The 12237-nt window shown below is 72.5% G+C and carries 5 protein-coding genes and 7 pseudogenes; all 12 read left to right on the top strand.

Translation table 11 applies throughout. The annotated features are described in order from the left end of the window. Positions 1–85: 85 nt before the first annotated feature. The 12 genes and pseudogenes from ACZ8AI_RS06490 to ACZ8AI_RS06435 all read left to right on the top strand — a co-directional run bounded on the left by ACZ8AI_RS06490 (position 86) and on the right by ACZ8AI_RS06435 (position 12235). The gene (locus tag ACZ8AI_RS06490; protein ID WP_464857412.1) at positions 86–889 is read left to right on the top strand and encodes a hypothetical protein; all 804 of its coding nucleotides are present in this window, start codon (positions 86–88) and stop codon (positions 887–889) included. A 281-nt stretch (positions 890–1170) separates the two neighbouring features. Then, positions 1171–2172: an MSCRAMM family protein gene (locus ACZ8AI_RS06485; protein WP_464857410.1), complete on the top strand. Its 1002-nt coding sequence runs from the start codon at positions 1171–1173 to the stop codon at positions 2170–2172. Continuing rightward, positions 2121–3210 (top strand): annotated as a pseudogene (locus tag ACZ8AI_RS06480) (DNA polymerase III subunit gamma and tau); the annotation flags it as partial. The gene ACZ8AI_RS06485 and the pseudogene ACZ8AI_RS06480, both read left to right, overlap by 52 nt. Continuing rightward, entirely contained in the window at positions 3193–4947 is a 1755-nt protein-coding gene (locus ACZ8AI_RS06475) for a DNA polymerase III subunit gamma/tau domain-containing protein (protein WP_464857524.1), read from the top strand. The pseudogene ACZ8AI_RS06480 and the gene ACZ8AI_RS06475, both read left to right, overlap by 18 nt. Continuing rightward, a pseudogene (recR, locus tag ACZ8AI_RS06470) lies at positions 4947–5543 on the top strand (recombination mediator RecR). The gene ACZ8AI_RS06475 and the pseudogene recR overlap by 1 nt, the downstream one beginning before the upstream one ends. Before the next feature lie 160 nt (positions 5544–5703). Further along, positions 5704–6971: pseudogene (locus tag ACZ8AI_RS06465) on the top strand (aspartate kinase). Between the two features lie 17 nt (positions 6972–6988). Continuing rightward, positions 6989–7284 (top strand): annotated as a pseudogene (locus ACZ8AI_RS06460) (aspartate-semialdehyde dehydrogenase); the annotation flags it as partial. A gap of 27 nt (positions 7285–7311) precedes the next feature. Further along, complete coding sequence (locus ACZ8AI_RS06455; protein ID WP_464857522.1) at positions 7312–7473, top strand: hypothetical protein; 162 nt, start codon at positions 7312–7314, stop codon at positions 7471–7473. A 62-nt stretch (positions 7474–7535) separates the two neighbouring features. Further along, positions 7536–7910 (top strand): annotated as a pseudogene (locus ACZ8AI_RS06450) (Asd/ArgC dimerization domain-containing protein); the annotation flags it as partial. A 229-nt stretch (positions 7911–8139) separates the two neighbouring features. Beyond that, positions 8140–9622 (top strand): annotated as a pseudogene (locus tag ACZ8AI_RS06445) (malate:quinone oxidoreductase). Between the two features lie 56 nt (positions 9623–9678). After that, a pseudogene (locus ACZ8AI_RS06440) lies at positions 9679–10864 on the top strand (Rv2578c family radical SAM protein). 336 nt (positions 10865–11200) lie between these two features. After that, positions 11201–12235 (top strand): sensor histidine kinase, encoded by a 1035-nt coding sequence (locus ACZ8AI_RS06435; protein WP_464857408.1) that lies wholly within the window; start codon positions 11201–11203, stop codon positions 12233–12235. Positions 12236–12237 lie beyond the last annotated feature (2 nt).

Genomic DNA, 12237 nt, shown 5'->3' with positions numbered 1-12237 from the left:
GGCCGACGGCTCCACGGTCCGCGTCGCCCAGCGCGACTCGGTCGCGACCGTCACCGCGAACGGTGCAGCCGAGGCCGGAGCCGCGGTGCGGGTCTCGATCGACGGGGACGACCCCGTGACCGTGACCGCGACCGGCGGCACGTGGTCGCTCGACCTCGAGGGCCTGGGGGTCGGCGAGCACACGTCCGCGCCACCCAGACCGTCGACGGATCGACGTCCGCTCCGGTCAGCAGCACCTTCACGGTCGCCCCGGCACGGCGCTCACCGTGGACACCCCGCGGACGGCGACACCATCACCGTCCCGTCCGGCACCACCAGCGCGACCGTCCCGGTCAGCGGGCAGGGCCAGGCCGGCGGCACAGTCCGCGTCGTGGTCGACGGCGGGACGCCCGTCGTGGTCCCGGTCGGTCCCGACGGCCGGTGGACGACGGAGCTCACGGGCCTCGAGGAGGGCGACCACACGATCGTCGTCACGCAGGTCGTGAACGGCACCACCTCGTCGCCGATCGAGCGCGACCTGACGATCGAGGTCGCCCCGGCGGACGCGATCGTGGTCACCTCGCCGGCGAACGGCACCGCGTACCGCGTCATCGGCGGCACCACCGACGTCCGCGTCGAGGGCGTCTCCGCGCCGAACGCCGCGATCTCGGTCCGGATCGACGGCGGGACCCCCGTCACGACGACGGCGGACGACGACGGCGTGGGCGGTGACCGTCCCCCGTGTCGGCACCGGCACGCACACCATCGTCGCCTCGCAGACGGTCGACGGGGACACCACCGCTGCCCCCAGGTCGGGATCTCCGTCGCCGCGGGCGACGCCGGTCCGGGTCACCAGCCCGGCCGACGGCCTGGTGTTCCCCATCACCGGGAGCACGATCGATCCCGGTGAGCGGCACGGCGGAGCCCGGTGCCACGGTGACCGTGTCCGTCAGCGGCCGGACGGTCTCGACGACCGCCGGGGACGACGGCTCGTGGACCGCGACCGTCGGGAACGTCCCGACGGGACGCAGACGGTGTCGGTCACCGAGACGGTCGGCGGACGGACCTCCGAGCCGGTGACGAGCAGCATCCGCGTGGTCGTCGCCCAGCCGGGCGACGTCACCATCACGAACCCGCAGCCGGGCCAGCTGTTCTCCCTGCGGACGGCACCGGTGACACCGGTTCCTCACGGTGACCGGCCACGCCACGCCGGGTGCCACGGTGACCGTCCGCCTGTCCAACGGTCAGGTCCGGGTCACCACCGCGGACGCGAACGGCAACTGGAGCGTCACGTTCGACCGCGTCGCCGGAGGGGACTGGACGATCACCGCATCCCAGTCCGTCAACGGCACGACCAGTTCGGCGCAGCCGGTGCCGATCGTGGTCGCCGACGTGGACCCGCTCGCGGTCACGTCGCCCACCCCGGGCGCGCACCAGACCGCCTCGGCCACGGGGACCGTCGACTGGCGTGTGACGGGCACCGCGGAGCCGGGTGCGACCGTGACGGTCGTGGCGGACGACGGGACGCCCGTCACCACCACCGCGGACGACACCGGCGCCTGGTCGGTCGTGCTCCACCTCGGCGTCGGTCGGGCACCACGATCCGGGTCACCCAGACCGTCGACGGGGCCACCTCGGCCGTGCAGTCGGTCGCCGTGGTGGTCGACGCTGGGCAGCACACCGGGCGGGCCCGGTACGCCTGGCGACCCCGGAACGCCGGGCACGCCTGAACGCCGGGCACGCCTGGAACGCCGGGCATCGCCTGCGTGCGCACGGGCGCGCCGACTGCCGGGTGCACCCGGGACCGGGTCCGGAGCGGGATTGGCTCGGGCGCCGGGTCGGGTCCGGCGGTCGGGTCCGCCTCGGGCAGGCTCGCCTACACCGGTGCCGACGTGGCCCCAGCTCGGCAGCAGGCCGCAGGCGGCCCGGTGGTCCTCGGGTTCCTCCTGCAGGGGTTGTCCCGTCTGGCGCGCGGCCTCCGCCGCCGCCGCCGCGCCTGACACCCCGCGCACTCGCCTGCACCGCGCCTCTCGTCCGTCATCTGCACGGACGGGAGGCGCGGTGCGTCCGGCGCACCACCCGCTTCCCACAGGTGGTCACGTCCGGCCGCGGGGTGTCGGTCGTCCCGGCTACCCTGGGGCGTGGTCACCGCCCTGTATCGCCGTTACCGGCCCGAGAACTTCGCCGAGCTGATCGGTCAGTCGCAGGTCACCGATCCCCTCCGGACGGCCCTGCGCACGAACCGGGTCAACCACGCGTACCTCTTCAGCGGCCCGCGCGGCTGCGGCAAGACGACGTCCGCCCGCATCCTGGCGCGCTGCCTGAACTGCGCCGAGGGGCCCCACGGACACCCCATACGGCGTCTGCCCGAGCTGCGTCGAGCTCGCGCGCGGCGGTGGCGGGTCGCTCGACGTCATCGAGATCGACGCCGCCAGCCACAACGGCGTCGACGACGCCCGTGACCTCCGCGACCGCGCCGTGTTCGCGCCGGCCCGCGACCGCTACAAGATCTTCATCCTCGACGAGGCGCACATGGTGACGCCGCAGGGCTCAACGCCCTCCTCAAGCTGGTCGAGGAACCGCCGGAGCACGTCAAGTTCATCTTCGCGACGACCGAGCCCGAGAAGGTCATCGGCACGATCCGGTCGCGCACCCACCACTACCTGTTCCGTCTGGTCCGCCGGCCGCGATGCTCGAGTACGTCGAGCAGCTCTGCACGCAGGAGTCGGTGACGGTCGCCCCGGGCGTGCTGCCGCTGGTGGTCCGTGCCGGTGGCGGGTCCGTCCGCGACACCCTGTCCCTGCTCGACCAGCTCATGGCGGGCAGTGAAGACGGTGCCATCGCCTACGAGCGGGCCGTCGCGCTGCCCGGGTACACCGACGCCGCGCTGCTCGACGACGTCGTCGACGCGCTCGCCGTCGCCGACCCGGCATCGGCCTTCGCGGCGATCGACCGCGTCGTGCAGACCGGGCAGGACCCGAGGCGCTTCGTCGAGGACCTGCTCGAACGGCTCCGTGACCTCATCGTCGTCGCGGCGACGAACGAGAGCGCGGCCGCCGTGCTGCGCGGGGTGTCGCCGGAAGAGCTTCGACACCATGTCCCGTCAGGCCGGGGTCTTCGGTGCGACGGGGCTCTCGCGAGCTGCCGACATCGCGAACCGTGCGCTCACCGAGATGACCGGGGCGACGTCACCGCGGCTCCACCTCCGAGCTGATGACGGCACGCATGCTCGTGCCCGAGGCGGACGACACCCAGCGCGGCGCACTCGCCCGCGTCGAGCGGCTCGAGCGCCGGGTCGGCGTCGGGGACGCCGGTGGGCACCAGGCCGGACCCGAGACGATGCCGGCGGCTGCGCCTGCGGCTGCGGCTCCGGCTGCGTCCGCGCCCGCGCCGGGTGCGCGTGCGTCCGCTGCACCTGCACCTGCACCTGCACCTGCACCTGCACCTGCACCTGCACCTGCGACCGCGCCCGCACCGGCCGCCGCTCCTGCTGCTGCGCCGGCGTCGGCAGCACCCGAGCCGGCGACTGCCGCGATGCCGACGACCGACCCCGGATCCGCCGCGCGAGCAGCAGCAGCCTCGTGGGCCGCCGCCGTCCCGAGCGCTCCTGAAGCACCGTCGGATGCCGCGCAGCCGACCAGCACGCCTGCTCCGACCAGCACGCCCGCGCCGTCGGGCGCCGCCAACGCGTCGTCGACCGGGCAGGGCACCGCCGCGGGTGACGAGCCCGCTGTGCGCCCCGTCGCGGCCGTCGGGTTCCAGCAGCTCCGCGACTCGTGGCCGCAGATCGTCGAGCACGTCCAGCGCGCGAAGCGTTCGGCGTGGTCCGTCGTGGTGACCGCACAGGTGACCGCGCTGCGCGAGGACGTGCTCACCCTGACGTTCCCGAGCCAGCAGGACGTGGCCTCGTTCAAGGAGATGTCCGACCCGGCCACGAGCGTGAGCGAACTCCTGCGCTCGGCGATCGTCGACGTCCTCGGGCTCCGCGTGAAGTTCGTGGCGCGCGGTCCCGGTGGTCCGGGGCAGCAGCGGCCCGCGCAGTCCCCGTCCGCGCAGCCCCAGCCGGCGCAGCCCCAGCCGGCGCAGGCCCAGCCCGCACAGCAGTCGCAGCAGCAGGCGCCAGCGCAGCAGCAGGACCGTGCACCTCAGACGGCGTCAGCATCGGCATCCGCGTCCGCTCCGCGACAGGCAGCTCCGACCTCCCAGCCCCCGGCGCAGCAGCAGCAGGCACCCGAGCGGTCCGCGTCGCAGCGGCCGGCATCGGATGCTCCGAGTGCCCCGGCAGCGTCGGCCCCCGCTGCGAAGCCGGCTTCCCCCGAGCCGACGGGCGCCCCGGTCACCGAGTGGGCCGTCGCGGCCATCCCCGCGACCGACCCGACCGTCGGTGCAGGTGCCCGAGCACGTCGAACCCTCGTGGTCGGCCCCCCTTCGGCACCACCGACACCGGCGAACCGGTGGCCCCCGCGCCGACCGTGTCCGATCCGGACGTCGACGCTGCCCTCGCGGCACAGCTCCGCCCGGCGTCCTCGCTCGAGGCAACGGCCCCGGCTGCTCCCGCAGCGCCCACGCGTCCGGACGCCGCCCCGGCCGCCGGTGCCACCGCACCGCAGCCGGCGACGACCACGGGTGCCGTGCCTCCGGCCGGACCGCCGGCCGACGACGTGCCCGTCGACGACTACCCGCTCGACGACGACCCCTACGGCGACGGCGATCCCTACCCGGACGCGCCGACCGCTGGGGCTCCCGCGACGAACGCGCCGAGCGCACCCGCCGTCGGATCGCCAGCCGCGGGGCAGCCCGCACCGGCCCCCGCGACGGCTCCAGCGCAGCAGGCAGCGCCGCAGCGCCAGGGCGCCGCACCAGGTCCGCCGCACGCCGGTGGCCGGTCGGTACGGCGAAGCGGTCGTGCGTGAGATCCTGAACGCCCAGTTCATCGAGGAGACCTCCCTCCACGAGGAAGGCGCCTGATGTACGACGGCATCGTGCAGGACCTCATCGACGAGTTCGGTCGCCTCCCCGGCATCGGACCGAAGCCGGCGCAGCGCATCGCGTTCCACATCCTCCAGACGGAGTCGCTCGACCGCGAGCCGGTTGTCCGAGCTCCTGGCGGACGTCAAGGAGCGGGTCCGCTTCGCGAGATCTGCGGCAACGTCACCGAGAACGTCCAGTGCAGCATCTGCCGCGACCCGCGCCGCACGCCGACCACGATCTGCGTCGTGGAGGAAGCGAAGAACGTCGCGGCGATCGAGCGCACCCGGGAGTTCCGCGGGCTGTACCCGTGCTCGGCGGCGCGATCAGCCCGATCGACGGCATCGGCCCGGACGACCTCCGCATCCAGCAGCTCATGACGCGGCTGGCCGACGGCACCGTGGACGAGGTCATCATCGCGACCGACCCCAACCTCGAGGGCGAGGCGACGGCGACCTACCTAGCCGGTTGCTCGTCCCGATGGGCATCCGGACCACCCGGCTGGCGTCCGGGCCGCCGGTCGGCGGCGACCTGGAGTACGCCGACGAGGTCACCCTCGGCGCGCCTTCGAGGGACGCCGGGTCGTCGGAGGCTGATCCGGCCCCGTCCGGGCCCCAAGCGACGAGCGTCGGGCGTCTCCAGCCCACGCAGGATCGTTGCGTCTGCCCCTGCTCCGACGCAATATCCGCGAAACACCGACTACCACTGTCAGACCGCGTCACCCTCGCGGAACCGTCGTCCCCGGAGTACCAGCCAGTGGCCCTGATCGTGCAGAAGTTCGGTGGATCGCCCGTCGCGGACGCCGAGAGCATCAAGCGCGTGGCGAAGCGGATCGTCCAGACGAAGAAGGCCGGCAACGACGTCGTCGTGGCCGTCTCCGGCGATGGGCGACACCACCGACGAGCTGTCGACCTCGCGCACCCGTGACGCCGATCCCCGCCGGCCGTGAGTCGACATGCTCCTGACCGCGGGGAGCGCATCCTGATGGCGCTCCTCGCGATGGCGATCAAGCAGCCTCGGGGTCGAAGTGTCCTCGTACACCGGCAGCCAGGCCGGCATGCTCACCGACGCCCAGCACGGCAAGGCCCGCATCGTCGACGTCACCCTCGAAGCGCGTGCGCGAAGCCCTCGACGCCGGGCACGTCGCGATCGTCGCCGGGTGCCAGGGCTTCAACCGCACCACGGGCGAGATCACCACGCTCGGTCGGGGCGGTTCGGACATCGACGGCCGTCGCGCTCGCGGCCGCGCTCGACGCCGACATCTGCGAGATCTACACCGACGTCGACGGCATCTTCACCGCCGACCCGCGCGTGGCGCCGAAGGCGCAGAAGGTCGACCGCATCACCAGCGAGGAGATGCTGGAACTCGCAGCCTCGGGTGCGAAGGTCCTCTACATCCGCGCCGTCGAGTACGCCTGCCGGCACGGCGTCACCCTGCACGTCCGCTCGTCCTTCAGCAACGCCGAGGGAACCATCGTCTACAACCCTGGCAGAGGGGGAAACCGTGGAAGAACCGATCATCACCGGCATCGCCGGAGACTCTCTCCGAGGGCAAGATCACCGTCGTCGGCGAGCCCGACACCCCCGGCAAGGCGGCCGAGATCTTCACGATCGTCGCCCGCGCCGGCGCGAACATCGACATGATCGTGCAGAACGTGTCCGAGGCCGTCACCGGTCGCACGGACATCTCCTCACGCTGCCGAAGGACCAGGGGCAGGGAGTCCTCACCGCGCTCGAGGTAGCCGCGGCCGACATCGGGTACGAGGGCATCCAGTACGACGACCAGATCGGCAAGCTCGCGCTGGTCGGTGCCGGCATGCGCACGAACGCGGGCGTCTCGGCGGCGCTCTTCCGTGCCCTGCACGAGGCGTCGATCAACATCGAGATGATCTCCCACGTCGGAGATCCGCATCTCGGTCGTCACCCGGGCCGACACCCTCAACGAGGCGATGCGCGTCGTCCACAACGCGTTCGGTCTCGACGCCGACTCCGAAGCCGTCGCCCACGCCGGCACCGGCCGCTGAACGAGCAGGAGCAGTCCATGAGCACCCTCACCGTCGCCGTCGTCGGCGCCACCGGGCAGGTCGGCGCGGTCATGCGTCGCCTCCTCGAGGAGCGCGCCTTCCCGGCGGACCACATCCGGTTCTTCAGCGAGCGCCTGTCCGCCGGCACGACCCTGCCGTTCCGCGGCGAGGAGATCGTCGTCGAGAACTCCGAGCTCGCCGATCCGTCCGGCATCGACATCGCGTTGTTCTCCGCCGGGGCCACGGCCTGCGTGCGCTCGCGCCGAAGTTCGCCGCCGCCGGTGCGCTCGTCGTCGACAACTCCAGCGCCCGGCGCATGGACCCCGAGGTCCCGCTCGTCGTGAGCGAGGTCAACCCGCACGCGATCGACGCCGCTCCGAAGGGCATCATCGCGAACCCGAACTGCACGACGATGGCGATCATGCCGGTCCTGAAGGTGCTCGACGCCGAGGCCGGTCTCCGCCGGCTCGTCGCCACCACCTACCAGGCGGTCTCGGCCTGACTCCGCCGGCGTCGAGGAACTGCTCGGCCAGGCGCGGGCCTGCGCTCGAGCAGGACACCGCGGTGCTCACCCACGACGGCTCGGCGGTGACGTTCCCCGAACCCGTCAAGTACGTGCGGCCCATCGCGTTCGACGTGGTGCCGCCGCGGGCAGCATCGTCGACGACGGTCTGGGCGAGACCGACGAAGAGAAGAAGCTCCGCAACGAGAGCCGCAAGATCCTCGAGCTCCCGACCTCCCTGGTCGCGGACGTGCGTGCGCGTGCCGGTGTTCACCGGACACTCGATCTCCGTGAACGCCGAGTTCGACCGGCCGCTGACGCCGGAGCGGGCGACCGAGATCCTGGCCGACGCACCGGGCGTCGAGCTGTCCGAGGTCCCGACGCCGCTGCAGGCCGCCGGGCAGGACCCGACCTTCGTCGGCCGGATCCGCGCCGACCAGTCCGCACCGGAGGGCCACGGCCTCGCGCTCTTCGTCAGCAACGACAACCTCCGGAAGGGGCGCCGCGTTGAACGCGGTGCAGATCGCCGAGGCGATCGTCGCGCGTCGGACGGTCGCCGCGTAGGTCGCGACGAGCTGCTGGACAGGAGGCGCGGTGCCAGCTCGGCACCGCGCCTCCAGTCCGTCGGGTCGCCGCCTGCCGGGCCTGCGCCGCTAGGATCGACGGGTGGCAGAGAAGCAGGTGGACCTGATCGACGTCGTCCTGGTCGGGGGAGGGGATCATGAGCGCCACGCTCGGCGCGATCATCCACCGGCTGGAGCCGAGCTGGAAGATCCGCGTCTACGAGCGCCTCGGCAGCGTCGCGCAGGAGAGCTCGAACCCGTGGAACAACGCGGGACCGGCCACTCCGCGCTCTGTGAGCTGAACTACACGCCCGAGCTCCCGGACGGTCGCGTCGACATCGCGAAGGCCGTCACGGTCAACGAGCAGTTCCAGGTGTCCCGGCAGTTCTGGGCGCACCTCGTCGAGACGGGCGCGCTGCCCGAGCCGACCAACTTCATCAACCCCACCCCGCACATCTCCTTCGTCTGGGGCGCCGACAACGTCGAGTACATGCGGAAGCGGTACGAGGCGATGAAGGACCACCCGCTGTTCGCCGGCATCGAGTACTCCGACGACCCGACGCAGATCCGCCAGTGGGCGCCCGCGCTCATCCCGGCCGCAAGAAGGACCAGCCGACCGCGGCGACGTACTCGGCCGCCGGCCCGGACGTCGACTTCGGGTCGCTCACGCGGCAGTTGTTCGACCAGCTCGAGATCGACGGTGTCGAGTTCGAACCGTCGCACCAGGTGACCAAGCTCACGCGGTCGAAGGTCAGCGAGGGCTGGGTGCTCGACGTCCGCAACGACGTCGGACGCTCGACGCAGCGCATCGCCGCCAAGTTCGTCTTCGTCGGTGCCGGCGGTGGGGCGCTGCACCTGCTGCAGAAGTCCGGCATCCCGGAGATCCGCGGCTACGGCGGGTTCCCGGTGTCGGGGGAGTTCCTGCGCACCGACGACCCCGAGGTCGCAGAAGCACGCGGCGAAGGTGTACGGCAAGGCCAGTAGCCGGCGCTCCGCCCATGCCGGTGCCGCACCTCGACACCCGCATCGTCGACGGCAGCGCCTCGCTGATGTTCGGCCCGTACGCCGGGTTCAGCCCGAAGTTCCTGAAGCAGGGGCCGATCCTCGACCTGGTCAAGTCGATCAAGCCGCACAACCTCCGGCCGATGCTGAGCGTCGCGTCCTCGAACTTCGACCTCGTCCGGTACCTGATCGGGCAGCTGCTCGCATCGAAGCAGACGAAGTTCGACGCTCTGCGCGACTTCATGCCGGCAGCGGAGCCCGAGCACTGGCACCGGATCACGGCCGGGCAGCGCGTGCAGGTCATCAAGCCGGACAAGGCGAAGGGCGGCGTGCTGCAGTTCGGCACCGAGGTCATCACCTCGGCTGACGGCTCCATCGCCGGGCCCTCGGCGACCAGCCCGGGGCCTCCACCGCCGTGCCGATCATGCTGAGCATGCTGCAGAAGTGCTTCCCGACCGCTGGGACCGGTGGGAGTCGGCGGTGCGCGTGATGGTGCCGACCTACGGGCAGGACTCGGCAGCGACCCGCAGCTCGCCGACGAGACCCTCGAGCGCACGGCGAAGGTGCTGGGCCTGCACCACTGAGCGGCTCCGGGCACTCTCGCCTTGCGCGTCGCTCGAACATGTGTTCGAATGACGGCATGCGGTGGAGTGGTCAGGCGATCGATGCCTCGCGGAGCGATGCGCTCCCCGGGCATGGAGTCGAACAGCGGGTTCGTCCGCAGTGTGACGACGCCGGAGTTCGCCGACGTCACCTTCCACGAGGTCCTGGCGAAGAGCGCCCTGAACCGCGTGCCCGCGGCCGACGGCAGCGGGACGTACGGCTGGACGATCAACCCGTACCGCGGGTGCAGCCACGCGTGCGTGTACCGCTTCGCCCGCCCGACGCACACCTACCTCGAGTTCGACGGGGAGCGGACTTCGACCAGCAGATCGTCGTGAAGACGAACGTGGCCGACGTCCTGCACCGCGAGCTCACGAAGCCGACCTGGGACCGGCACCCGGTCGCCCTCGGCACGAACACCGACCCGTACCAGCGTGCCGAGGGTCGGTACCGCCTGATGCCCGGCGTGATCCGGCCCTGGCCGACTCCGGCACACCGTTCAGCATCCTGACGAAGGGCACCCTGCTCCGGCGGGACCTGCCCCTGCTGGTCGAGGCAGCGAAGTCGGTCCTGGTCGACCTCGCGATGTCGATCGCCGTGTACGACGACGAACTCCAGCAGCAGGTCGAGCCAGGCACCCCGACGACGACCGCGCGGCTGGCGACGGTGCGGGCGATCCGCGACGCCGGGCTCGACTGCTCGGTGTTCCTCATGCCGGTCCTGCCCTACATCACCGACACCCGGGCGCACCTCGACGACGCCGGCCGGGCGGCGGCGGCCGGGGCGTCGAGCGTGATGTACTCCGCGCTGCACCTGCGGCCGGGGTGAAGCCGTGGTGGTTCGAGTGGCTCCAGCGGACCCGGCCCGAGCTGGTCGCGCGGTACCGGGCGATGTACCTCGACAACACGTACGCCCCGGCGGACTACCGGCGTTGGCTCGCCGAGCGGGTGCGGCCGATCCTGCGCGCGCACGGGCTCGGGCTCGGCCGGGTGGACCCGGCGACCGGCTCGATGGGGTTCTCGAACCGAGCGGGAGACCGTTCGAGCACGCTGGCGGGCACGGGCACGGGCACGGGCACGGGTTCTGGGGACGGGCGGGCCGGACGACCGGACCAGTTCGTCGAGCAGTCCGTGCCGGTCACGTCCCCACTGAAGCGCGCCGATCCGGCCTTCGACCGGCGTCGCACACCCCCGGTGACCGTGGGTGCACCGCCATTCTTCTGAGTACTCGTCGGTCCGCGTTCGGGGGACACCTGGATCGTCGCGCTGCCGGTATCATCGAGCGGGTCGCCGATCGCCCTGCCATTCGGGGTACACGATCGCGCCAACGGTGGCTGGATCGTGGGCGGCGTTCCCACCCGTCCGGAAGGACCCACCCTCGTGCTCGGCATCCCCACGCATCTGCTCCGCGGGTCAACGCGTGGTCGACCGTGCGGGCCTTCCACGCGGCGGCGACCGGGCCCGTGGTGGCCGCGGCGATCGCCCTCCTGCTCTTCCGGCTGGCCGACCCGGACGTCCGTGCCGTGGGCGCCGTGCTGGCCCTGGTGGCCCATGCTCGGCATGATCGCGGTCCACGTGCAGTTCGGCACCTGGCGGTCCGCCGTCGCCTTCCTCGTGGTCGGCGGGGTCTGCGCCTGGTGGTTCGCCGTCGTCGTGCAGCGCGAGGTCCCCGCCCGGCTGGGTGGGGTCGTACCTGCTGTCGCTGGCGATCGTCCCGCTCGTGCTGGTCGGCGGCGCCGGTGCGGTCGCCGGTCGGGTGGTGCTGTGGTCGGTCGCCGGGTTCCTCGTCGGTCGCGTGGCGACCTCGATCGCCATCGCACAAGAGGGCGGTCCCGCCCGCCCGCTGGTGCTCGCGCGGATCACGCTGGCGTTCGTCATCGCCCTGGTGCTCTTCTACCAGCCGGAACACCGCGCGGTCCGAGCGCGTCCAGCCGGAGCCCTCGCTCCGCGCGCGAGGAACACGCCTCGGCCTACCGCGCCGGTGTCGAGGCCGAGGCGGCGGCGATCCTGCACGACACGGTGCTCAACCACCTCGGCGCCATCGCGCTCGCCCCGGACGGCCCGATGGACCCGCAGCTCGCGCGCACGGTCGAGGCCGACGTGGCGATGCTCACCGGCAAGGAGTGGCCCGCTCCCGTGGCGGCGCCGGAGTGGCCCCGTCCCGGGGTGTCGGTGCAGGCGTTCGAGCGGATGGTCGACGAGCACCGCGACGCCGGGCTCGACGTGACGGTCACCGGCGACCCCGCGGCGTTCACCCGACTCGACCAGCCCGCGATGACGGCGGTGCTGCGTGCGGTGTCCCAGTGCCTGGCGAACGTCCACAAGCACGCCGGCGTGGACGCGGCCGAGGTCAGCGTGTTCGACGACGGTGTGGCCTGCACCGTGATGGTCGTCGACGACGGGCGTGGGTTCGACGAGGCCGAGACGAGCCCGGACCGGATGGGCCTGCGTGGTTCCGTCCGGGAGCGCATCGGCCGGGTCGGCGGCGACGTGCAGGTGCGGGTCGTCGCCGGGGTCCGGCACGAGCGTCATGATGTCGGTGCCGTACGGCGCCCTCACCGGAGCCGTCCCCGCCATCACACCCGTCAGCCGTGACG

The organism is Curtobacterium sp. AC273 (assembly GCF_979253735.1).
Note: the sequence above shows the minus strand (reverse complement) of the source record. Positions and strands in the feature narration are given on the sequence as shown.